Origin of the sequence: Cupriavidus taiwanensis LMG 19424, from assembly GCF_000069785.1 — a bacterium.
Taxonomy (GTDB): domain Bacteria; phylum Pseudomonadota; class Gammaproteobacteria; order Burkholderiales; family Burkholderiaceae; genus Cupriavidus; species Cupriavidus taiwanensis.
On the sequence record NC_010528.1, the window covers coordinates 1,756,758 to 1,779,588 of the forward strand.

Annotated in this window: 23 protein-coding genes; 4 read left to right on the forward strand and 19 right to left on the reverse strand. The window is 66.7% G+C overall.

Going from position 1 to position 22,831, the window contains the following annotated elements; genetic code table 11:
• Positions 1–54 precede the first annotated feature (54 nt).
• Entirely contained in the window at positions 55–1,014 is a 960-nt protein-coding gene (locus RALTA_RS08010) for a DMT family transporter (protein WP_012352931.1), read from the forward strand.
• A gap of 186 nt (positions 1,015–1,200) precedes the next feature.
• Positions 1,201–1,722, forward strand: coding sequence for a DUF4124 domain-containing protein (locus tag RALTA_RS08015; protein ID WP_012352932.1), 522 nt, complete (start codon positions 1,201–1,203; stop codon positions 1,720–1,722).
• 55 nt (positions 1,723–1,777) lie between these two features.
• Here the strand turns inward: RALTA_RS08015 and RALTA_RS08020 are convergent, their stop codons facing one another.
• Together RALTA_RS08020 and RALTA_RS08025 are read right to left on the reverse strand one after the other, a co-directional pair.
• The gene (locus RALTA_RS08020) at positions 1,778–2,125 is read right to left on the reverse strand and encodes an RnfH family protein (RefSeq protein ID WP_025584588.1); all 348 of its coding nucleotides are present in this window, start codon (positions 2,123–2,125) and stop codon (positions 1,778–1,780) included.
• The gene (locus RALTA_RS08025) at positions 2,112–2,549 is read right to left on the reverse strand and encodes a type II toxin-antitoxin system RatA family toxin (RefSeq protein WP_012352934.1); all 438 of its coding nucleotides are present in this window, start codon (positions 2,547–2,549) and stop codon (positions 2,112–2,114) included. The genes RALTA_RS08020 and RALTA_RS08025 overlap by 14 nt, the downstream gene beginning before the upstream one ends.
• Before the next feature lie 179 nt (positions 2,550–2,728).
• Here RALTA_RS08025 and smpB point away from each other — a divergent pair, with 179 nt between their 5' ends.
• A complete protein-coding gene (smpB, locus tag RALTA_RS08030) occupies positions 2,729–3,178 on the forward strand; it encodes an SsrA-binding protein SmpB (RefSeq protein ID WP_012352935.1) in 450 nt (149 codons plus the stop codon).
• A 145-nt stretch (positions 3,179–3,323) separates the two neighbouring features.
• Here smpB and RALTA_RS08035 read toward each other — a convergent pair whose 3' ends face one another.
• The 3 genes from RALTA_RS08035 to ppsA all read right to left on the reverse strand — a co-directional run bounded on the left by RALTA_RS08035 (position 3,324) and on the right by ppsA (position 7,327).
• Positions 3,324–4,253, reverse strand: a complete 930-nt coding sequence (locus RALTA_RS08035) for an SPFH domain-containing protein (protein ID WP_012352936.1) — start codon at positions 4,251–4,253, stop codon at positions 3,324–3,326.
• A gap of 102 nt (positions 4,254–4,355) precedes the next feature.
• A complete protein-coding gene (locus tag RALTA_RS08040) occupies positions 4,356–4,790 on the reverse strand; it encodes an NfeD family protein (protein WP_012352937.1) in 435 nt (144 codons plus the stop codon).
• Between the two features lie 152 nt (positions 4,791–4,942).
• Positions 4,943–7,327, reverse strand: coding sequence for a phosphoenolpyruvate synthase (gene ppsA / locus RALTA_RS08045; RefSeq protein ID WP_012352938.1), 2,385 nt, complete (start codon positions 7,325–7,327; stop codon positions 4,943–4,945).
• Positions 7,328–7,748: 421 nt separating this feature from the next.
• On the opposite strand from ppsA, the gene ppsR reads away from it, so the two are divergent.
• Positions 7,749–8,552 carry a posphoenolpyruvate synthetase regulatory kinase/phosphorylase PpsR gene (ppsR, locus tag RALTA_RS08050; RefSeq protein WP_172583147.1) on the forward strand — a complete coding sequence of 268 codons (804 nt, stop codon included), beginning with the start codon at positions 7,749–7,751 and terminating at the stop codon, positions 8,550–8,552.
• A gap of 71 nt (positions 8,553–8,623) precedes the next feature.
• On the opposite strand, the gene RALTA_RS08055 is transcribed toward ppsR, so the two are convergent.
• The 14 genes from RALTA_RS08055 to pyrH form a co-directional block, all read right to left on the reverse strand.
• Positions 8,624–9,406 (reverse strand): TrmH family RNA methyltransferase, encoded by a 783-nt coding sequence (locus tag RALTA_RS08055; protein ID WP_012352940.1) that lies wholly within the window; start codon positions 9,404–9,406, stop codon positions 8,624–8,626.
• Positions 9,403–10,179: a ribonuclease HII gene (gene rnhB / locus RALTA_RS08060; RefSeq protein ID WP_012352941.1), complete on the reverse strand. Its 777-nt coding sequence runs from the start codon at positions 10,177–10,179 to the stop codon at positions 9,403–9,405. The genes RALTA_RS08055 and rnhB overlap by 4 nt, the downstream gene beginning before the upstream one ends.
• Positions 10,179–11,396 carry a lipid-A-disaccharide synthase gene (gene lpxB, locus RALTA_RS08065; protein WP_012352942.1) on the reverse strand — a complete coding sequence of 406 codons (1,218 nt, stop codon included), beginning with the start codon at positions 11,394–11,396 and terminating at the stop codon, positions 10,179–10,181. The genes rnhB and lpxB overlap by 1 nt, the downstream gene beginning before the upstream one ends.
• Before the next feature lie 12 nt (positions 11,397–11,408).
• Complete coding sequence (gene lpxA, locus RALTA_RS08070) at positions 11,409–12,212, reverse strand: acyl-ACP--UDP-N-acetylglucosamine O-acyltransferase (RefSeq protein ID WP_012352943.1); 804 nt, start codon at positions 12,210–12,212, stop codon at positions 11,409–11,411.
• A 145-nt stretch (positions 12,213–12,357) separates the two neighbouring features.
• Entirely contained in the window at positions 12,358–12,807 is a 450-nt protein-coding gene (gene fabZ / locus RALTA_RS08075) for a 3-hydroxyacyl-ACP dehydratase FabZ (RefSeq protein WP_010809590.1), read from the reverse strand.
• Between the two features lie 12 nt (positions 12,808–12,819).
• Positions 12,820–13,911: a UDP-3-O-(3-hydroxymyristoyl)glucosamine N-acyltransferase gene (gene lpxD, locus RALTA_RS08080; protein ID WP_012352944.1), complete on the reverse strand. Its 1,092-nt coding sequence runs from the start codon at positions 13,909–13,911 to the stop codon at positions 12,820–12,822.
• 49 nt (positions 13,912–13,960) lie between these two features.
• Positions 13,961–14,488 carry an OmpH family outer membrane protein gene (locus tag RALTA_RS08085; protein ID WP_012352945.1) on the reverse strand — a complete coding sequence of 176 codons (528 nt, stop codon included), beginning with the start codon at positions 14,486–14,488 and terminating at the stop codon, positions 13,961–13,963.
• 22 nt (positions 14,489–14,510) lie between these two features.
• The gene (gene bamA / locus RALTA_RS08090) at positions 14,511–16,844 is read right to left on the reverse strand and encodes an outer membrane protein assembly factor BamA (protein ID WP_012352946.1); all 2,334 of its coding nucleotides are present in this window, start codon (positions 16,842–16,844) and stop codon (positions 14,511–14,513) included.
• Positions 16,845–16,943: 99 nt separating this feature from the next.
• Positions 16,944–18,347: an RIP metalloprotease RseP gene (gene rseP / locus RALTA_RS08095; RefSeq protein ID WP_012352947.1), complete on the reverse strand. Its 1,404-nt coding sequence runs from the start codon at positions 18,345–18,347 to the stop codon at positions 16,944–16,946.
• 104 nt (positions 18,348–18,451) lie between these two features.
• Positions 18,452–19,633, reverse strand: a complete 1,182-nt coding sequence (gene ispC / locus RALTA_RS08100) for a 1-deoxy-D-xylulose-5-phosphate reductoisomerase (protein ID WP_012352948.1) — start codon at positions 19,631–19,633, stop codon at positions 18,452–18,454.
• An 11-nt stretch (positions 19,634–19,644) separates the two neighbouring features.
• Positions 19,645–20,466 carry a phosphatidate cytidylyltransferase gene (locus tag RALTA_RS08105; RefSeq protein ID WP_012352949.1) on the reverse strand — a complete coding sequence of 274 codons (822 nt, stop codon included), beginning with the start codon at positions 20,464–20,466 and terminating at the stop codon, positions 19,645–19,647.
• 36 nt (positions 20,467–20,502) lie between these two features.
• Entirely contained in the window at positions 20,503–21,273 is a 771-nt protein-coding gene (locus RALTA_RS08110; protein WP_012352950.1) for an isoprenyl transferase, read from the reverse strand.
• 46 nt (positions 21,274–21,319) lie between these two features.
• Positions 21,320–21,880, reverse strand: coding sequence for a ribosome recycling factor (gene frr, locus RALTA_RS08115; protein ID WP_012352951.1), 561 nt, complete (start codon positions 21,878–21,880; stop codon positions 21,320–21,322).
• Between the two features lie 141 nt (positions 21,881–22,021).
• A complete protein-coding gene (gene pyrH, locus RALTA_RS08120) occupies positions 22,022–22,732 on the reverse strand; it encodes a UMP kinase (protein WP_012352952.1) in 711 nt (236 codons plus the stop codon).
• Between the last annotated feature and the right edge of the window lie 99 nt (positions 22,733–22,831).

Here is a 22,831-nt window from a genome sequence, read left to right on the forward strand (position 1 = left end):
TTCCGAGGTGCGGTCTGCTATGCTCGTGGTCTTTTTATCCGGGCACGGCGAAGTATGGGAATCGGCGTATTGTGCGGGCTGCTGGCTGGCGCGTTCTGGGGCATGGTCTTCATCGCCCCCAAGCTGCTGCCCGTGTTTTCGCCGTGGGAACTGGCCATCGGCCGCTACCTGGCCTACGGGCTGGTGGCCTGCGTGGCCGCCCTGCCGCTGCTGCGGCGCATCGCCCGCAAGCTCACCCGCGCCGACTGCGTGGCGCTGCTGCGCCAGGCCTTTACCGGCAACCTGCTCTACTACGTGCTGCTGGCCTTCGGCGTGCAACTGGCCGGGGTAGGCCCGACCTCGCTGATCATCGGCATCCTGCCGATCTCGGTCACCATCATGGGGCGGCGCGACCACGGCGCGGTGCCGCTGTCGCGGCTGCTGTGGCCGCTGCTGGTGGTGGCCGCGGGCATTGCCTGCATCAACATCGACCTGTTCGGCGGCGGCCAGAGCGCCCATGCGGTTGCGGCCGGCGCGGTGGCGCGGCCGGTGTGGCAGAAGCTGGCCGGGGTCGGCTGCGCCACCGGTGCGCTGGTCTGCTGGACCCTGTACGCGGTCGACAACGCGCGCTACCTGCAGCGCAACCCGCATTACAGCGGCAATGAATGGTCCGCGCTGTACGGGCTGTCGACCGGCGCGGTGTCGGCGGTGCTGGCGCTGGTCGGCTGGATCATCGCCGGCGACACCCTGAGCGCCGCCGACAGCGGCCGCGACTGGCAGTGGTTCTGGATGGTCAACGCCGCGGTGGCGCTGGGCGCTTCGCTGATCGGCAACAACCTGTGGAATATCGCCAGCCGGCGCCTGCCGCTGACGCTGTCGGGCCAGATGATCGTGTTCGAAACACTGTTCGCGCTGGCCTATGGCTTTGTCTTTGACCAGCGCTGGCCGCGCCCGCTGGAAATCGCCGCGATCGTGTTGCTGATGATCGGCGTGGCCTGGTCGGTGCGCTTGCACGCCACCGACAAGTCTGCGTAGACTAGCGAACCATGGCGCGGGGGTCACACGCGCCACTTAAAAATACAACGTTCCAGGGTCAAACCGGCGCTACGCATTGCCATGCAGGCGAGGCGCCCGCGCTAATTGCCGCGGTGGTCTGCCGCGGCATCGCCACGCATGCAGCCGGCGGCCCGTGCTTCCAGAGCCACTTTGAGACGTCCCGCCATGCAACGATCGTCCGCGCCGTGCCTGCTTGCCGCTGCCCTTGCCGCCGTCCTGGTGTCGCCTGCGCCGGCCCTCGCTTACTGGCAATGGCGCGACGCCAACGGCCACATGGTCTACAGCGACGTGCCGCCGTCCACGGCCGCGGCCAGGGTCCTGCGCGCACCGGGCCGCCATGCCGGCGACTTCCAGCCGGTCCAGGCAATCCAGCCTGCCGATGCCGCCCCGCCTGCACCGTCTCCGGCCAAGGCATCGGCCAAGCCCAGTGCACCGACGCCCGAGGAAGCGTTCCAGAAGCGCCGCGAAGCCAGCCTGAAAGCCGCCGCCGAAGAAGCCCGCAGGGAAACCGATGCGGCCGAGCGCGCCGCCCGTTGCGCGCAGCTGCGCAACTACGCCACCGGCCTGCAGCAGGGCATGCGCGCCGCGGTCGCGGGCCCCGATGGTTCGCTGCAGCACCTGAACAGCGAGCAGCGCCAGGCGGAAATCCTCAAGACCAGCGCCAACCTGGAAAAGCACTGCAACTGAAGCCATGCAAAACGGGGCCGCACGGGCCCCGTTCGCTTTGGCGGCAAGGCGCGGCTCAGCTATTGCCGCGCAGCCATTTCTGGCCCTCGCGCGTGCCGCTGGCGCGCTGCTTCTGTACCCGCTTGCGGCGTGCCTGCTTCGGATCCGCCGTCAGCGGCCGGTACACCTCGACGCGATCGCCGTCGCGCACCACCGTCTCCGGGGTCTTGAGCTTGCCGAAAATGCCCACGCGCATGGTGGCCGGATCAACCTCCGGGCACGCCTGCTGCAATCCGGAGCCGACGATGGCCGCGGCAATGGTGGTGCCGGCAGGGACGTCGATGGCCTTCAGGAACACGGCATCCGGACGCGCGTAGCAGACCGCGATATGCACCGTGCCGGCGCTGCGTTCAGCTGGTGCCATACACCACCTCGGCGCGCTTGACGAAGGCATCGACAAAGGTATTGGCGATCATGCTGAAGACCGGGCCGATGAGCTTCTCCAGCAGCAGGCTGGAAAACTCGTAGTGCAGGTGGAACTCGATCTTGCAGGCGTCCTCGCGCAGCGGCGTAAAGCGCCATGACCCGTTGAAGGTCTTGAACGGCCCGTCGGCAAAGGTCATGTCGATGCGGGTGGGGCGTTCCTGGGTATTGCGCGTATGGAAGAACTGCTGGATGCCCTTGAAGTGGATATGGATCTTGGCGTCGAGCCTGGTCTCGGTCTGCTCGAACACCTCCACGCCACCGCACCATGGCAGGAACTTGGGATAGTCCTCCACGCGGGTGACCAGGTCATACATCTGCGCGGCGGAGTAACCGAGCAGGACGGATTTATGGACGTCTGCCATGTAAGGGGAAATCTGGCTTGCGGCCCTGCCACGCGCGCTGCGCGGCAGGCATGCGCCTGTGCCGGGGGCTGGTTTGCTAGAATCCCGATTTTAGCCGACCCGCGCGCCGCGCGGCATCCCGCCATGCGGCGCTGCAGCGAACCGGCCAGCATCCACCCTACCGCACCCTACCCGCACGCATGACCATTGCAGACAACAAGAAGGCCTTCTTCGACTATTTCATCGAGGAACGATACGAGGCCGGGATCGTGCTGGAAGGCTGGGAGGTCAAGGCCATCCGCGCCGGGCGGGTGCAGATCAAGGAAGGCTACGTGGTCGTGCGCGATGCCGAGATGTTCCTGATCGGCGCCCATATCAGCCCGCTGCAAAGCGCCTCCACCCACGTCAAGCCCGATCCGGTGCGCACGCGCAAGCTGCTGCTCAAGGCCGACGAAATCAAGAAGCTGATCGGCAAGGTCGAGCAGCGCGGCTACACGCTGGTGCCGCTGAACCTGCATTACACGCGCGGCCGCGTGAAATGCGAGATCGGCCTGGCCAAGGGCAAGAAGCAGTTCGACAAGCGCGAGACCGAAAAGCAGCGCGACTGGCAGCGCGAGAAGGCGCGCATCATGAAGGGCGGCAAGGAATAACGCATTACGCTTACCCGGTTGTCGTTCCCGCGAAGGCGGGAACCCAGTGACTTTTGCCTCGGCGATCTAAAGACGCTGGATTCCCGCCCTCGCGGGAATGACGATGGGCCGGTGGAGCCGTATCGCCTCGGCTTCAAGTCCGCGCTCAAGCCACCTTCTGCCCCTTCACGATCTGCAGCGCCGTCGCGATCATGCTGCTCATGTCGCCCATATTGCCCGGCACGATCAGCGTATTGCCCTGCTTGGCCAGGTTGCCGAACGCGGCCACGTATTCCTCGGCCACCTTCAGGTTGACCGCGTCCATGCCGCCTTCGGTGCGGATCGCATTGCCGATCTTCTGGATCGCCTGCGCATTGGCCTCGGCCACCGCCAGGATCGCGCTGGCCTCGCCCTGGGCCTTGTTGATCGCCGCCTGGCGCTCACCCTCCGACTTCTGGATCGCCGCCTCGCGCGCGCCGGTGGCCAGGTTGATCTGCTCCTGGCGCTTGCCTTCGGACGCCGCGATCAGCGCGCGCTTCTCGCGCTCGGCGGTGATCTGCGCCTGCATCGCATGCAGGATCTCCTTGGGCGGGGTCAGGTCCTTGATCTCGTAGCGCAGCACCTTCACGCCCCAGTTGGAGGCGGCCTCGTCGAGCGCGTTGACCACGCTGTGGTTGATGAACTCCCGCTCCTCGAAGGTCTTGTCCAGTTCCAGCTTGCCGATCACCGAGCGCAGCGTGGTTTGCGACAGCTGCGTGATCGCCACCACGAAGTTGCTGGAACCGTACGACGCTTTCATCGGGTCGGTAACCTGGAAGTACAGCACGCCGTCGACCTGCAACTGCGTGTTGTCCTTGGTGATGCAGACCTGGCTGGGCACGTCCAGCGGGATTTCCTTGAGCACATGCTTGTAGGCGACGCGGTCGACGAACGGCACCACGATCGACAGCCCCGGCGTCAGGGTCGCGTGATAGCGGCCCAGGCGCTCGAGCACCCAGGCGTGCTGTTGCGGCACGATCTTGATGCCCTTGGCAATCAGCACGATAACGGCGATAAGGATGATCAGCGGCAGCAAACCAAGCTGAAAAGCGAGCATGTAACGACCCTCCAGGCAGAACACATCGGTACGGCGCCGCCGGTCGGCGGCAGGCGGAGCACATCGCGGCCGCGATGTGCAAAGGATTCGGAAGACAGGGCTTCAGCGGGGCGACACCACCAGCGTGCTGCCGCGCACCGCGACGATGCGGTAGCGCCCCGGCGCCAGCGCGTGATCGGGGGGACAATCTGGCGACAGCTCGACGGTCCAGTCGGCGCCGCGGTACGGCACGCGCGCGCGCCGGTTGGCGTCCCACGCCGGCACGTCGAGCTCCTCGCCGATATCGAGGTTGACGTCCGGATCGGCCGCGGCATTGCCGCGCCGCAGCTTGCCAAAGCGGGTGCGGCGCAGCCCGGCGATCAGCACCGCCGCGACCAGCGCCCCGATCAGTGCCTGCGCCGCGGGCGATGTTCCAAGCAAGGCGGCCACCCCGGCGGCAGCCAGGCCCACCGCCACCATCAGCAGGTAGAACGTGCCAGTATTCAGTTCGACGATCACCAGCACCACCGCTGCCACGAACCAGATGTAGTACGCCATCCAAGCTCCCGTTCGACCACGGATTTCCCGAACAAGTAAAAACCCCGCAGCGCCATACAGCGTCTGCGGGGCTTTGCAACACCTGACGCAGGGCCGGTGCTTCGGCCGGCTGCCCGAGGGCGCCGGCCATCGTTATTGTGACGTCAAATGCCTCAGGACGCCAGCTTTTGCCAGGTCTCGACCACCGAGTCCGGGTTCAGCGAGATCGACTTGATGCCTTCCTTGGCCAGCCATGCGGCGAAGTCCGGATGGTCCGAAGGACCCTGGCCGCAGATGCCGACGTACTTGTCCAGGCGGATGCACGCCGAGATCGCGCGCGACAGCATGAAGCACACCGCCGGATCGCGCTCGTCGAAGTCCTTGGCCAGCAGCTCCATGCCCGAGTCGCGGTCCAGGCCCAGTGTCAGCTGGGTCAGGTCGTTCGAGCCGATCGAGAAGCCGTCGAAGAATTGCAGGAACTCTTCGGCCAGGATCGCGTTGGACGGCACTTCGCACATCATGATGATGCGCAGGCCGTTCTCGCCGCGCTTCAGGCCGTGCTTGGCGAGCAGCTCGATCACCTTCTCGGCCTGGCCGAGCGTGCGCACGAACGGCACCATGATCTCGACGTTGGTCAGGCCCATTTCGTCGCGCACGCGCTTCATGGCCTTGCATTCCATCTCGAAGGCTTCGGCGAAGTCTTCGGCGATGTAGCGCGAGGCGCCGCGGAAGCCCAGCATCGGGTTCTCTTCATCCGGCTCGTAGCGCGAGCCGCCGATCAGCTTCTTGTACTCGTTGGACTTGAAGTCCGACAGGCGCACGATCACGGGCTTCGGGTAGAACGCCGCGCCGATGGTGGCGATGCCCTCGGCCAGCTTGTCGACATAGAACGCGCGCGGGCTGGCATGGCCGCGGGCCACGCTTTCGACGGCCTTCTTCAGGTCGGCATCGACTTGCGGGTAGTCGAGGATGGCCTTCGGATGGACGCCGATATTGTTGTTGATGATGAATTCCAGGCGGGCCAGGCCGACGCCGTTGTTCGGGATCTGCGCGAAGTCGAACGCCAGCTGCGGGTTGCCGACGTTCATCATCAGCTTGACGTCGATTTCCGGCATCTCGCCGCGCTGGACCTCGGTCACTTCGGTTTCCAGCAGGCCGTCGTAGATGCGGCCTTCGTCGCCCTCGGCGCACGACACCGTCACCAGCGTGCCGTCCTTGAGCACGTCGGTGGCATCGCCGCAGCCGACCACCGCCGGCACGCCCAGTTCACGCGCGATGATGGCGGCGTGGCAGGTGCGGCCGCCACGGTTGGTGACGATGGCCGAGGCGCGCTTCATCACCGGCTCCCAGTTCGGGTCGGTCATGTCGGCCACCAGCACGTCGCCGGGCTGCACGCGTTCCATCTCGGACGGGTCGTTGATCACGCGCACCGGGCCGGTGCCGATCTTCTGGCCGATGGCGCGGCCGCTGGTCAGCACGGGCGCGGTGCCCTTGAGCTTGAAGCGCTGCTCGGCCTTGCCGGCCGACTGGCTCTTCACCGTTTCCGGGCGGGCCTGCAGGATGTAGATCTTGCCGTCCTTGCCGTCCTTGCCCCACTCGATGTCCATCGGGCGGCCATAGTGCTTCTCGATGATCATCGCGTAGCGCGCCAGCTCGGTCACGTCTTGGTCGGTGATCGAGTAGCGGTTGCGCAGCTCCGCGGGCACGTCGACGGTCTTCACGCGGCCGGCTTCGCCCGGCTTGGTGAATTCCATCTTGATCAGCTTGGAGCCGATCGAGCGGCGGATGATCGGGTACTTGCCGGCTTGAAGCGTCGGCTTGAAGACGTAGAACTCATCCGGGTTGACCGCGCCCTGCACCACCGTTTCACCCAGGCCGTAGCTGGAGGTGATGAAGACCACGTCGGGGAAGCCCGATTCGGTGTCGATGGTGAACATCACGCCGGAGGCGGCCAGATCCGAGCGCACCATGCGCTGGATGCCGGCGGACAGCGCCACCACGTCATGGGCAAAGCCCTTGTGCACGCGGTAGGAGATGGCGCGGTCGTTGTACAGCGAGGCGAACACGTGCTTGATCTTGTCGAGCACGTCGTCGATGCCGCTGACGTTCAGGTAGGACTCTTGCTGGCCGGCGAACGAGGCGTCGGGCAGGTCTTCGGCCGTGGCCGACGAACGCACCGCGAACGAAGCCTCGGCGCCTTCGCGCTCGGCCACGCGGGCATAGAACTCGCGGATTTCCTGTTCCAGGCGCGGCTGGAACGGCGCGGTCGCGACCCAGTCGCGGATCTCGGCGCCGGCCTCGGCCAGGGCCTTGACGTCGTCGACGTTCAGGGTCTTCAGGCGCTGCGAGATACGCTCGGTCAGGTTGTTGTGGGTGAGGAAGTCGCGGAAGGCGAGCGCGGTGGTGGCAAAGCCGCCCGGAACCCGGACGCCGGCTTCCGCCAGCTGGGAGATCATCTCGCCCAGCGACGAATTCTTGCCGCCGACGATTTCCACGTCAGCCATGCGCAACTGCTCGAACGGCAGCACATAGGCGCCGTTATCTGCCTGGTTAGTCATGAGAGCCTCAAAACAAAGTAGAAAACTGGTTGCGCATGTCCGGTATGTTGTAGGTGTTCTGTTCCCGGACGGATCGCTTGGCTAAGCAACCCCGAACTGGCGCTGCGGACCTGGCGCTACGGCTCTCATCGCGTAGCGCGCATTGTCGACAATTCCGGGCACGGTTTGTGGCGTGGGCATGTTGCGGAGGCGCCCGCCCTATGGAATTGCTTAGCGAAAAGATCGCCGCTATTCTACCGTGCTGCGCCGCACTTTTCTGCGGAAGATTGAATCTATTTCTTAACGCGCCATCCCAATGTGCGCCATCCCCATGTCCCAGCCAGAAGCGCCCGGAACGGCGACACCCGGGCCCCAGCCTGGAACGCAGCCCGACACCCCTGTACCCGCACCCCAGGCGGCCGAGCGCCCCGCGATCCGCACCGTGTTCATCGTCTCGGATGGCACCGGCATCACCGCCGAGACCTTCAGCCACTCCATCCTGGCCCAGTTCGAGATGCGTTTCCGCAAGGTGCGCATGCCTTTCGTCGATACCCCGGAAAAGGCACATATTGCCGTCGGCAAGATCAACGAGGCGTTCCACAACGAAGGGGTGCCGCCGATCGTCTTCACCACGCTGGTCAACCAGGAAGCCAACAAGGCGCTTCGCCGCGCCAAGGCGATGATCCTGGACATGTTCCAGACCTTTATCGAGCCGCTCGAGAAGGAACTGGGGCTGAAGTCCACCCACGCCATCGGCCGCTTCCACCAGAATGCGGACACCGAGGCCTACAAGAACCGGATCGAGGCGATCAACTTCTCGCTGGCGCATGATGACGGCCAGTCACACAAGAACCTCGAAGAAGCCGACGTGATCCTGGTGGGCGTGTCGCGCAGCGGCAAGACCCCGACCAGCCTCTACCTGGCCATGCAGTACGGGCTGAAGGCGGCCAACTATCCGCTGATCCCCGACGATTTCGAGCGCGGCAAGCTGCCGTCGGCGCTCTATGCGTTCAAGCCGAAGATCTTCGGCCTGTCGATCGACCCGCAGCGCCTGACCGAGATCCGCAACGAGCGCCGCCCCGGCAGCAAGTACGCCGCGCTGGAAAACTGCCGCTACGAGGTCAACGAGGCCGAGGCGATGATGCGCCGCGAAGGCATCAAGTGGCTGTCGTCGACGCACAAGTCGATCGAGGAGATCGCGACCACGATCCTGCAGGAGATCAAGGTCGACCGCGACAACTACTGAAGCAAGAATAAAGAAAGCGGCCGCAGGGGCCGCTTTTTTGTTGGCCGCGCCAGCGCGCTCAGTCGCTGCGCTCAGCCGGCGCGCCGCTGGCGCACCGCCTCGAACAGGCAGATCGCCGTGGCCGCGGCCACGTTCAGCGACTCCATCCCGCCCGGTTGCGGAATGCCGACCTTGCGCGTGACATGCGCCATCCAGCCCTCGCTGACCCCTGCCCCTTCGTTGCCGACCACCCACGCCACCGGTCCGCGCAGGTCGGTATCGAATACCGCGGCCTCGGCGTGCGACGAGGTCGCCAGCAGCGGGATCGCCAGCCGCGGCGCCAGCGCCTCGAGCGTGCAATGCTCGACGATATTGAGGTGGAAGTTCGCGCCCATGCCGGCGCGCAGCGTCTTGACCGACCACGCGAAGGCGCAGCCGGTGGCCAGGAAGGCGTCACGGATGCCCGCCGCGGCCGCGCTGCGCAGGATCGAGCCGACATTGCCCGCGTCCTGCACCCCGTCCAGGATGATGCAGTCCTGCTCGATGCGCGCCGGCAGGTGGCCCGCCGGCGTCTCGATCACCAGCATCAGGTCGATGCCGTTGACCACGCCGCTGATCTGCGTGAACAGCGCATCGGCCAGCACCACCACGCGCTCGCTGTCCACCTCGGCCAGCAGAGGCGCGACTTCGGCGTGGTCGTAGTGGCGCTCCGACACCAGGCAGGTCACGGGCTGGCCGCGCGCGGCCACGTAGGCCTGCGCCAGGTGCACGCCGTCGAGCAGCGACTGCCCGGCCTTGCGGCGCTGGTGCGTGGAACCGGCAAGCGCCTTCAGGTGCTTGAACAGCGCGTTGTCGCGCGAGGTGATGTGCTTCACGATGCTTCGGGTGGCAAGAACGTACCGTGCCGGGCGGCGGCCGCGGCACCAAGGGCGCCGGCGTCAGCGACGTGAGTGCCGTCAACGACCGGCGCGGCGGCCACCATGGCAGTGAATACCGGCCGCTGCGCCAGCGCCTCGCGCACGGGCGCGAACGAGCGGCGATGGTGCGGGGTCGCGCCGAACTCGGCCAGCGCGGCCATATGCTGCGGCGTGCCGTAGCCCACGTGCGAATCGAAGCCGTACTGCGGGTAGGCCGCGTGCAGTTCCATCAGGGCCCGGTCGCGTGCCACCTTGGCCAGGATCGAAGCCGCCGAGATCGCCTTGACCAGCGCATCGCCCTTGACGATGGCTTCGACCGGGTAGGCAACCTGCGGGCAGCGGTTGCCGTCGACCTGCACCAGGTCCGGCACCACGCCGCTGGCGGCCAGGCCCTGCACGGCCCGCTGCATCGCCAGCATGCTGGCGTGCAGGATGTTGATGGTGTCGATTTCCTCGACCGTGGCGAAGGCGATATGCCAGCCCAGCGCGCGTTCGCAGATCTTCTCGTACAGCGCTTCGCGCTTGGCGGCGGTCAGGATCTTGGAATCGGCCAGGCCGCGGATCGGGCGTTTGGGGTCGAGCACCACCGCGGCGGCATAGACCGGCCCCGCCAGCGGGCCGCGGCCCGCCTCGTCGACGCCGCACAGGCGCTGGATGGCGCCGGCGGCCGGCGCCAGGTCCAGCCCCAGTTGCGCAGAGGTTGCACTGCGGGCAGCATCGCGGCGTGCCATCAGGCGGTCCCCCGGCTGCGCATCAGGTCGACCACGACATCGGCCGCCAGTTGCGCGGTGTTGCACTTGAGCGTCTCGTGCATGCGGGTGAAATGCTCGTACAGGAAGGCGGTATTGCCTTCGTCGTTGAGCTGCAGCAGGGTCTCGCGCGCCAGCGCCTCGGGCGTGGCGTCGTCCTGCAGCAGCTCGGGCACGACAAAGCGCCCTGACAGGATATTAGGCAATCCCACGTAGGGCAGATAACCCTGGCGCTTCATGATCTGCGCGGTCAGCCAGGGCACCTTGTACGAGATCACCATCGGCTTCTTGTACAGCGCCGCCTCGAGCGTGGCGGTGCCGCTCGCCAGCAGCACCACGTCGGCGGCTTCCATGGCCTGGTGCGACTTGCCGTCGACAATGGTGAGGCACAGTTCCGGATGCTGGTGGTGCAGGTCTTCGACGATGGCGCGCAGCGGCGCGCTGGCCGCCGGCAGCACGAACGCCAGCTTCGGATCCATGCGCTGCATGCGAGCCATCGCCGCGAAAAAGGTCGCGCCGAGGTTGCGTACCTCGGACTGGCGGCTGCCGGGCAGCACCGCCACCACGCGGTGACCCGCCGGCAGCCCCAGCGCGGCCCGCGCGCCGGCCACGTCGGGCACCATCGGGATCACGTCGGCCAGCGGATGGCCCACGTAGGTGGCCGGAATGCCGGCCTTGGCGTAGATCTCGGGCTCGAACGGGAACAGGCAAAGGATGTGGTCGACTGCGCGCGCGATGGTACGGATGCGCCCGCCGCGCCAGGCCCAGATCGACGGGCTGACGAAATGCACGACCGGGATGCCGGCGCGGCGCAGCGGCACTTCCAGCCCGAAATTGAAGTCCGGGGCATCGACCCCGATAAAGCATAGCGGGGGCTCTGCCAGCAGCCAGTCGCGCACCGCGCGCCGCGTGGCGAGGATCTCGCGCAGCGAGCCCAGCACCTCGACATAGCCGTTGACCGACAGCGTTTCCATCGGCCAGCGCGAGGTGAAGCCCTGCGCCATCATGCGCTTGCCGCCGATGCCGGCGTAGTCCACCGCCTGGCCGGTCTCGGCCAGGCGGGCCTGCAGCCCGCCCATCATCAGCGAAGCCAGCAGGTCGCCCGAGGCCTCGCCGGCCACCATGGCGATGGTGCCGCGCTTGCCCGCGGCGCTGCCGCTGCCCGCGGGCAGGTCCTTCCGAATCGCGGCGTCAGCCATGTGGGTCCGGTCTCAGCGCACGATGCCGCGCTGGGTGGCGGCAAGGAAGTCGACGAAGGCCTGCAGCGGCGCCGCGGTGCCGGCATCCACCTGGGCCAGCAATGCGGAAATCTCGGTGCGCGCCTCGTCGAAGCTGAGGTCGGACTTGTAAAGCAGCTTGTAGGCCTGCCGCAGCGCGGCGATCTGGCCGGCGTCGAAGCCGCGGCGGCGCAGCCCTTCGACGTTGATGCCGTGCGGCGTGGCCTTGTTGCCGCTCTTGTCGCTGGCCGCGATCACGAACGGGGGCACGTCCTGCACCAGCGCCGAGGCGCCGCCCAGCATCGCATGGGCGCCGATGCGCACGAACTGGTGCACGCCGCTCATGCCGCCCAGGATGGCCCAGTCGCCCACCTCGACGTGGCCGGCGATCTGCGCGTTGCTGGAAAACACGGTGTGGTTCCCGACCATGCAGTCATGCGCGATATGGACGTAGGCCATGATCCAGTTGTCGTTGCCGATGCTGGTCAGGCCGCGGTCCTGCACCGTGCCGGTGTGGATCGTGGTGAATTCGCGGATGGTGTTGCGGTCGCCGATTTCGAGCCGGGTCGGCTCGTTGCGGTATTTCATGTCCTGCGGCACGCCGCCGACCGAGGCATAGGGGCCGATGTTGTTGCCCGCGCCGATCGTGGTATGGCCCTCGACTGTCGTATGCGAGCCGATCCGGGTGCCGCTGCCGATCCGCACGTTGGGGCCGACGATGGAGAACGGTCCGACGCTGACGTCGGCGGCCAGTTCTGCCTTCGGGTCGACCAGTGCGGTGGGGTGGATTTGCGTCATGCGTACTGTCCTGTGATGGGTCTGGTGAAGGATGGGCCCATGCGCCGGGCAAAGGTTCCCTTCCGGGCCGTCCGCCCCCGCGGCGCGAAGGGGCGCGGGGGCTGCGGCAGTCAGCCCGCGGCGGCGCCGCGGGCCGCGGGCGGCCTCACTCGGCCTGCTTCACGGTGCACATCAGCTCCGCCTCGCAGGCCACCTTGTCGTCGACCGTGGCGAACGCCTTGAACTTCCAGATGCCGCGGATATAGCGCTCGACCGTCACGTTCATGTGCAGCTGGTCGCCCGGGTACACCACCTGCTTGAAGCGGGCGCCGTCGATGCCGACGAAGTAGTACAGCGCGCCTTCCTTGCGCTCCATGTCGGCGCCGAAGGTCAGCAGGCCGGCCGACTGCGCCAGCGCTTCCAGGATCATCACGCCCGGCATCACCGGCTGCTCGGGGAAATGGCCCTGGAAGTACGGCTCGTTGATGGTGACGTTCTTCAGGGTCTTGATGCGCTTCTGCGCCTCGAACTCCAGCACGCGGTCGACCAGCAGGAACGGGTACCGGTGCGGCAGCAGCTTGAGGATCTTGCGGATATCGATTTCGGCCGCGCTCATGATGATTTCTCTTTAGTCTTGTGAGGGTTGGGACCCGGCGGCCTGGCCGCGCAGGCGGCGTTCCAGCGCCACCACCCGTTCGCGCAGCTTGCTCAGGCCGCGCACGATGGCTGCGTTGCGTTCCCACTCGCCGTGCGGCAGGAACGGGAACACGCTGGTGAAATGACCGCCGGGCTTGGTAATGGATTTGGTGATCGAGGTGCCGCCCGACACCGTGGTGCGGTCGGCAATGGTCAGGTGGCCGGCAAAGTTGGCCGCGCCGCCGATCACGCAGAAGCGACCGATGCGCGTGCTGCCCGACACCGCGGCGCAGCCGGCGATGACCGTATGCGCGCCGACCCGCACGTTGTGCGCGATCTGGACCTGGTTGTCGATCTTGCAGCCGTCCTCGATCACGGTGTCGGCCATGGCGCCGCGGTCGATTGCGGTATTGGCGCCGACTTCCACGTCATCGCCCAGCACCGCGCGTCCGGTTTGCGGGATCTTCACGTATTCGACGCCGCTCGCGCTGATGTCCGGCGCGAAGCCGAAGCCGTCGGCACCGATCACCACGCCGCTGTGCAGGATGGCGCGGGCGCCGACCACGCAGTGGTGGTAGACCGATACGTTGGCGTACAACAGCGCATCGTCGCCGATCTGCGCGTGCGCGCCGACATAGCCGTTGGCCAGGATGCGCACGCGCTCGCCCAGGCGCGCGCCGGCTTCGATGACCACGTTGGGGCCGATGTAGCACGAAGCCGGCACCACGGCGTCGGGCGCCACGGTGGCGCGCGCGTCGATGCCGGTGCGCGCATCGGTATTGGCGGCGCGGTCGAAACGCTGCGCCACGCGGGCAAAGCATACGTAGGGATTGCGCGCCACCAGCCAGTTGCGGCCGTCGGCCTTGCCTTCGGCGCGCACGCGCTCGAGGTCGGCGGCCGAGACGATCACGGCGCCGGCCTTGGCATCCAGCGCCTGCTGCAGGTAGAGCGGATTGGACAGGAACGAGAGCTCGCCCGGTCCGGCCTGGTCCAGGGGGGCCAGGCCGGTGATCGCCAGGTCGGGGTCACCCACAACCTGCGCGCCGTTCTCGGTGGCGAGCTGACCCAGTGTGGGTGTCTGCATGGCGGTACTTCCTGATGAAAGACGAACGAAGGAACGACGCGGCGGCGGCTTACTTGCCGCCGGCGTTCAGCACCTTCATCACGTCGTCGGTGATATCGATGCGCGGGTTCACGTACACCGCTTCCTGCACGATCAGGTCGTATTTGCGCTGTTCGGCGAGCTGGCGGATCACGCGGTTGGCGCGCTCCAGCACCTGGGCCAGTTCCTCGTTGCGGCGCTGGTTCAGGTCTTCGCGGAATTCGCGCTGCTTGCGCTGGAACTCGCGGTCGAGGTCAGCCACTTCGCGCTGGCGGCGCTGGCGGTCGGAATCGGCCAGCACGGCCGTGTCCTTGTCCAGCTTGTCGGCCATGCCCTTGATCTTCTGGGCCATGTCCTGCAGCTCGCGGTCGCGCTTGGAGAACTCCTGCTCCAGCTTGACCTGGGCCGCCTTGGCGGGCTGCGAATCGCGCAGGATGCGCTCGGAATTGACCGCGGCGATGCGCGCTTCCTGGGCCGAGGCGGGCACCGCGGCACAGATCGCCGCGGTGGCGAGCGCGGCAGCGCCCAGGGACTTGACCAGTTTGAATGTTGTAGTCATGAAAACAGATCCTTTTACAGAATCAGAATGCCGTGCCGATCTGGAACTGGAAGCGCTGGACCTTGTCGTTGTCGTCGCGCTTGAGCGGGAAGCCCATGCTGAGCTTCAGCGGCCCGATCGGCGACAGCCACGACATGCCGAAGCCGGTCGAGTACTTCAGCTCGCTGAAGCGCAGCGGCTCGCCTTCCTGATAGACGTTACCGAAGTCGAAGAAGGTGAACAGGCGCAGCGTGCGGTCCACGCCCGAGCCCGGCAACGGGAAGATGAATTCCACGTTGCCGATCATCTTGGAGGCGCCGCCCACCGGGTTGCCGTTCTGGTCCTTCGGGCCCAGCGTGCTGGTCTGGTAGCCGCGCACCGAGCCGATACCGCCGGCGTAGAAGTACTTGAACACCGGGAACGGCGTGTTGCCGTAGCCGTGGCCGTAGGCCACTTCGCCGTTCAGTGCCAGCGTGAAGGCCTTCGAGATCGGATAGAAGTACTGCTGCTGCACGCTGGCGCGGTAGTACTGCGTATCGCCGCCCGGCAGGCCGACTTCCAGGTTGGCCTGGGTGTACGGGCCCTTGGTCGGGACCAGCGCGCTGTCGCGGCGGTCGCGCGCCCAGCCGATCGTGAACGGGAAGTTGTTGATGCCGTCGCCCGAGTTCTTGCCGATCTCGGTCAGCCAGTTCTTGTACTGATTCGGCGTGTTGACCGAGGTGTACACCTGGGTGCGCTCGTAGCCGATGCCGAAGAACACGGTATCGACTTCCGAGAATGGCACGCCGAACTTGAAGCCGCCGCCGGCCGAGACGATCTTGTAGTCCTGGTCGCCGGTGTAGTACAGCGGGCGCGAAGTACGGTAGTAAATGTCGGTCGAGCGGCTGATGCCGTCCACCGTGAAGTACGGGTCGTACTGCGTCAGCGCAATGGTGCGGAACGACTTGGCGGTGTTCACGTCCAGGCCCAGGCTGGTACCCGAGCCGAACACGTTGTCCTGGCGCAGGCCGGCCTGCAGCACCAGCTTGTCGGTGGACGAGAAACCCACGCCCAGGCTGATCTGGCCGGTCGGCTTTTCGGTCACGTTGACGTTCACATCGACCTGGTCGGGCGCGCCAGGCACGTCCTCGGTGGTGATGTTGGTGTCGGTAAAGTAGCCGGTGCGGTTGATGCGCGCCTGCGACTGCTGCAGCTTTTCGCTGTCGAACCACGAGCTTTCCATCTGGCGCATCTCGCGCCGCACCACTTCGTCGCGGGTCTTGCTGTTGCCGACCACGTTGACGCGGCGCACGTAGACGCGGCGGCCCGGATCGACCATCAGGGTCAGCGCAACTTCACGCTTTTCCTTGTCGATCTGCGGCTGCGGGTTGATGGTAGTGAACGCGTAGCCATAGGTGCCGAGCAGGTCGGTAATGGCCTTGGTGCTCTGCGTCAGCTTCTCGGACGAGAAGATGTCGCCCTTCTTCAGCTGCAGCAGCTTTTCCATTTCCTCCTGCTTGCCCAGCAGCTCGCCCGCCAGGCGCACGTCGGAAACCTTGTACTGCTCGCCTTCCTTGATGTTCAGCGTCAGGAAGATGTCTTTCTTGTCGGGCGTGATGGAAACCTGGGTCGATTCGATGGCGAATTCCAGGTAGCCGCGGTTCAGGTAGTACGAACGCAGCGATTCCAGGTCAGCGGTCAGCTTCTGCTTCGAGTACAGGTCGTTCTTGGTGTACCACGACAGCCAGTTGGGGGTGGACAGCTGCATTTCGTCGCGCAGCGTGCTTTCCTTGAACGCCTTGTTGCCGACGATATTGATCTGGCGGATCTTGGCGACCGGACCTTCGTCGACGTTGAACACCACCGAGACGCGGTTGCGGTCCACCGGCGTGATCGTGGTCTGCACGTCGGCGGCATAGTAGCCGCGCGCGACGTACTGGCGCTTGAGTTCCTGCTCGGCCTTGTCGATCAGGGCCTTGTCGTAGTAGCGGGCCTCTGCCACGCCCACCGCGCGCAGCGAGCGGCGCAGCGTGTCCTTGTCGAATTCCTTGATGCCGACGAACTCGAGCTGCGAAATCGCCGGGCGCTCTTCGACCTGCACCACCAGCACGCCTTCTTCTGCGCGGATCTGCACGTCCTTGAAGAAGCCGGTATTGTAGAGGGCACGGATGGCATCGGCGCCCTTGTCATCGGTGAAGGTTTCGCCGACGCGCACCGGCAGGTAGCCAAACACGGTACCCGGTTCCACGCGTTGCAGTCCCTCAACGCGGATGTCCCTGACGACGAACGGATCGGCAGCCCAGCCCGCCGGGCTCCAGGCTGCAATAACGGCACTCGCCAGCAAGCCCAGCGAAATGCGCTTATGTCTGATCAATGTTGATCCCCTCTTTGATTCCATCCAGGATTGCGCTCCGATGCCTCGTTGGACTGCGCCTGGCAAATGGCGTCCCCGGCGACGGTGTCCGACGACACCACCACCCCTTGCCGACACACGTTTCTAGCCGTTCGCCAGAAACATTCGGCTGACGTCATTGAACAAAGCGAGCGAAGTCAGGAGCAAGATGCAGGCGATGCCAACCTTCTGCAGCATTGCCTGCCAGTGGTCTGGGACGGGCCGGCCAGTCAAAAATTCCACGCAATAATACAGCAAATGCCCCCCATCCAGAACCGGAATGGGTAACAAATTGAGTACGCCAAGACTAACGCTGACCAGTGCCAGAAAGCTGACAAAGGCCTGTATGCCGAGGTTTGCGGCGCGTCCCGCGTAGTCCGCCACGGTCAGCGGCCCGCTCAGGTTCTGCAGCGAGGCCTGCCCCACCAGCATCTTGCCCAGCAGCTTGAGCGACAGCACGCTGGTATCCCACACCTGCCCCGCCGCGCGCGCCAGCGCCTGGTCCGGCCGGTAGCGCACGGTCTCCATCTGCACCGCCTGGCTGAGCGCCGCACCCAGCTTGCCCGAGGGCGCCGGCGCGCTGGCGCTGGCATCCGTGGCGCCATCGCGCGCCACGGCGGTGTCGAGCGTGACCGGCACGTCCAGGCGCTGGCCGTCGCGTTCGATGCCGAGCGTCACGGCCTGGCCCGGCTGGCTGCGCACCGCCTTGATCAGCGCGCTGGCCTGCGTCAGCGGGCTGCCCTGCCAGGCCACGATGCGGTCGCCCTTGCGCAGCCCGGCGCGCTCGGCGGCCGAATCCGGCAGCACCTCGGTGATCGTCACCGGGCCGCCCTTCAGGTTCAGGCCCAGCGTGGCCAGCGGATCCTGCTCGGGATTGCCGCCGGTATTGGGCAGGCGCGGCAGCGTGACATCGCGCTCGGCGCCGTCGGCGCCGCGCACGCGCAGCACCGCGCGCGCATCGCCGAAGCCTTCGGCAAACACGGCCATGCGCAGGTCGTTCCAGGAGCGGACCGGCTCGGTGTGGCCGTTGGCGGTCAGCGACAGCACCCGGTCGCCGTCGCGCACGCCGGCCTGCGCCGCCATGGTGCCGGCCGCGGGTTCGGCCACCACGGGCACGGGCTCGCGCATGCCGCCGGCAAACAGCGCGAAATACAGCACGATGGCGAGCGCGAAGTTGGCCAGCGGGCCCGCCGCGACGATGGCAAAGCGCTTGCCCACCGGCTGGCGATTGAAGGCGCGCGGCAGGTCGGCCGGGTCGATGGGGGTGTCGCGCGCGGGATCGAGCTCGCGCTCGTCGAGCATCTTGACGTAGCCGCCCAGCGGGATCATCGCCACGGTCCATTCGGTGCGGTCGCGGCTCTTCGAGATCCAGCGCAGCAGCGGCCGCCCGAAGCCGATGGAAAAACGCAGCACCTTCACGCCGCAGGCGCGCGCGGCCAGGTAGTGGCCCATTTCGTGCACGTAGATCAGCACGCACAGGGCAACGATGAAAGCGAGTACGGTTTGCATGGTGCGGGACGTCGGTAAGGTCGCTGGGCCGGCCCGCGCGGTCCCTCAGGGGACCGGCCGGCGCAGCCGCTATTGTCGCAGATGCGGCAGACCGCCCCGCCGGATCAGCGGGCCGCGGCCCGCGCGGTGACGCCGGCCCTGGCCGCCTCGCGCGCCAGCGCGTCGGCGGCGAGCACGGCCTCGAGCGTGTCGGCGGGTCCGCTCGGTGCTTCCTCCAGCACCTGACGCACGATGCCGGCGATATCGGTAAAGCGCACCTGGCCCGCCAGGAATGCCTCTACCCCCACTTCATTGGCGGCATTGAGCACCGCGGGTGCCACCCCCGCCGCCCGCAGCGCGTCGAAGGCCAGCCCCAGGCACGGGAACCGCGCCAGGTCCGGCTTTTCGAAATGCAGGCCGCCGGCGAGGGTCAGGTCGAGCGGCGTCACGCCCGCGTCGATCCGTTCCGGATAGGCCAGGCCATAGGCGATTGGGGTGCGCATGTCGGGGTTGCCCAGCTGCGCCAGCACCGAGCCGTCGGTGTAGGCCACCATCGAATGCACGATGCTCTGCGGGTGGATCAGCACCTCGATGCGCTCGGCCGGGGCGCCGAACAGCCAGTGCGCCTCGATCACCTCGAGGCCTTTGTTCATCATGGTGGCCGAGTCGACCGAGATCTTGCGGCCCATGACCCAGTTGGGATGGGCGCAGGCCTGGTCAGGCGAGATATCGTGCAGCGTGGCCGGATCGCGGGTACGGAACGGCCCGCCCGACGCGGTCAGCAGCACCTTGGCCACGCCGCGGCCGTAGCGCGGGTCGTCGGCGGGCAGGCACTGGAAGATGGCGTTGTGCTCGCTGTCGATCGGCAGCAGCGTAGCGCCGTGCTCGCGCACCGCGTCCATGAAGATGCGCCCGGACATGACCAGGGCTTCCTTGTTGGCCAGCAGCACGCGCTTGCCCGCGCGCGCCGCCGCCAGCGTCGGGCGCAGGCCCGCCGCGCCGACGATGGCGGCCATCACCGCATCGGTCTGCGCGTCGGCGGCGATGGATTCCAGCGCGGCCTCGCCGTAGCTGACCTCGGTGGCCACGCTGGCATCGCGCAGCAGCGTTTCCAGTTCACGCGCCGCCTCGGCCGTCCCGACCACGGCGCGCGCCGGGCGGAACTCGATGCACTGGTCGGCCAGCTTGCGCACCTGCCGATGGGCGCTGAGCGCATGCGCCGCGTAACGGCCGGGATGGCGCCGGATCACGTCGAGCGTGCTTTCTCCGATGGAGCCGGTGGCGCCCAGGATGGTGATGCGATGCATAGCAGACGGCTTCAGAGAAAAATCAGCATCAGGGCGGCCAGCGGGAACACCGGCAGCAAGGCGTCGATGCGGTCCAGCACGCCGCCATGGCCGGGCAGCAGCCGGCTGCTGTCCTTCTTGCCGACCTGGCGCTTGAGCAGGGATTCGAACAGGTCGCCCACCACGCTGGCGGCGACCAGCAGCGTGGTCAGCGCGGCGACGAAGCCCAGTCCGCCGCGGTCGCCCATTGCCGAGAACCAGGTCGGGGCAAAGGCGTGGGTGGCCGCCAGCGCAAGGCCGATCACCAGCGCCAGCACCCAGCCGCCAATCGCGCCTTCCCACGACTTGCCCGGGCTGATGCCGGGCGCCAGCTTGCGCCGGCCGATGGCCTTGCCGGTGAAATACGCGCCGATATCGGCGGCCCATACCAGCACCGCGGCGGTCAGCAGCACGCCGATGCCGGCGCCGCGCAGGATCATGGTGGCATGGGCAAACGCAGGCAGCATCACCAGGCCCAGCACCGCGCCCAGCGCCGTGAACGCCGGGGTGGCGCTGCGCACGCCGCGCGCCAGCAGCACCACGGCCACGACCCAGCACACCACCGCGGCCTCGAGCAGCCAGGTGGTGGCATGGCGCAGCGGCAGGTCATGCCAGGCGATGGTGGCGATCAGGCAGGCCAGCGCATAGACGTAGGGCCACGGCCCGCGCAGGCCGATCAGGCGGCCGAATTCCCAGCCGGCCAGCAGCACGATCACGCCGAGCAGGCCCGCCAGGCCCGCCGGCGGCGCCAGGAACAGGATCGGCAGGATCAGCAGCAACAGGCACAGGGCGGTGATGACGCGGGTGAGGAGCATGCGCTGCGGTCCCGTGAAGAGTTGGAGCGGCCTGGCTCAGGCCGTGCCGGAAAGTCCCGGCGCGACCAGCTGCGCGCTGGTGCGGCCGAAGCGGCGTTCGCGCTGGCGGTACGAGGCAAAGGCCTTGTCGAGTTCCGCGGCGTCGAAATCCGGCCAGTAGACATCGGTGAAATACAGCTCGGAATAGGCGAGCTGCCACAGCAGGAAGTTGCTGATGCGCTGTTCGCCGCCGGTGCGGATGAACAGGTCCGGCTCCGGCGCATAGGCCATGGCCAGGTGCGGTGCCAGCAGGGACTCGTCGATCGTTTCCGGATCGAGCATGGGCGAGCGCGCCAGCATCTTGCGCATGGCCTGCAGCAGATCCCAGCGCCCGCCGTAGTTGGCGGCGATGGTGACGGTCAGGCCGGTATTGCCGGCGGTGCGCGCCTCGGCATCCTTGATCAGCCGCTGGATGCGCGGACTGAAGCGGCTCAGGTCGCCCACCACCCGCAGCCGGATGTTGTTGGCGTGCATCTTCACCACTTCGCGACGCAGCGACATCATGAACAGCCGCATCAGGAACGAGACCTCGTCGGCCGGACGCCGCCAGTTCTCGGAGCTGAACGCGAACAGCGTCAGGTACTGCACGCCCCTGGCGGCGCAGGCTTCCACCACCGCGCGCACAGCGTCCAGCCCCCGGCTGTGCCCCGCCACGCGCGGCAGATGCCGCTGGGTCGCCCAGCGGCCGTTGCCGTCCATGATGATGGCAACGTGCCTGGGCACGTAGGAAGTATCGGGTACGGCAAGCGTCGAGCTGATGTGCTGCATGGGCGTGAGACGGTCGCTGACAGTCCCGGCAAGGCCGGGACGGGCGTCAGACCGTCATGATCTCCTTCTCTTTTTCGGCGACCATCCTGTCGATCTCGGCCACGTACTTGTCGGTCAGTTTCTGCACCTCGTCCTGGCCGCGGCGCTCTTCGTCCTCGGAAATGGTCTTGTCCTTGACCAGCTTCTTGAACTGCTCGTTGGCATCGCGGCGCAGGTTGCGCACGGCCACCTTGGCGCCCTCGGCCTCGCCCTTCACGACCTTGGTCAGCTCCTTGCGGCGCTCTTCGGTCAGTGCAGGCATCGGCACACGGATCACTTCGCCCATGGTGGCCGGATTCAGGCCCAGGTCGCAATCGCGGATGGCCTTTTCGACGGCGCTGACCATTTTCTTTTCCCACGGCTGCACCGTGATGGTACGGGCATCGGCCAGGCCGATCGCCGCCACCTGGCTGATGGGAACCATCGAGCCGTAGTAATCCACCTGAACGTGATCGAGCAGGCCGGTATGGGCACGACCGGTGCGGATCTTAGCCAGATCGGCCTTGAAGGCTTCGATCGACTTCTGCATTTTCTGCTCGGCGCTCTTCTTTGTGTCGGCGACGCTCATTTTTACCTCCGAAAATCAGCCAACCAAGATCCCCTCTGGTGGGGTTCGAAAATGAATCATTCTACTCTTTGCCCGGCTGGATACCAGCGCCGCGGCCCGGCATCCGTTACCGGACTCACAGATGCGCCCCGGCGACGAGGATCACACATGCACCAGCGTACCCTCATCCTCGCCCAGGATGACGCGCTTGAGCGCGCCCGGCTTCACGATCGAGAACACCTTGATCGGCAGCTTCTGGTCGCGGCACAGCGCAAACGCGGTGGCGTCCATCACTTGCAGGTTGCGCGAGATGGCCTCGTCGAAGCTGATGGTGGTGTAGCGCGTGGCGCTGGGATCCTTCTTCGGGTCGGCGGTGTACACGCCGTCGACCTTGGTGGCCTTCAGCACGATCTCGGCGCCGATCTCGGAGCCGCGCAGCGCGGCCGCGGTATCGGTGGTGAAGAACGGGTTGCCGGTGCCGGCGGCGAAGATCACCACCTTGCCCTCTTCCAGCTGGCGGATCGCGCGCGGGCGGATATAGGGCTCGACCACCTGGTCCATGCGCAGCGCCGACTGCACGCGGCCTTCGATATTGGCGTGGCGCATCGCGTCCTGCAGCGCCAGCGCGTTCATCATGGTGGCCAGCATGCCCATGTAGTCCGCGGTGGCGCGGTCCATGCCGGCAGCGCCGCCGGCAACGCCGCGGAAGATATTGCCGCCGCCGATCACCACCGCCACCTGCACGCCGAGCTTCACGATCTCGGCAATGTCGTTCACCATCGCCTCGATGGTGGAGCGGTTGATGCCGAAGGCATCGTCGCCCATCAGGGCTTCACCGGACAGTTTCAGAAGGACGCGCTTGTAGGCTGGCATGTTCACCCTCGGAAGGAGCAGTTCGCTCGGTTGAGACGATACTGGGACGAATGTTTTGGCACCGGTGGCACGGGTCATCGTGCCGCCGGCAGGAGAAAA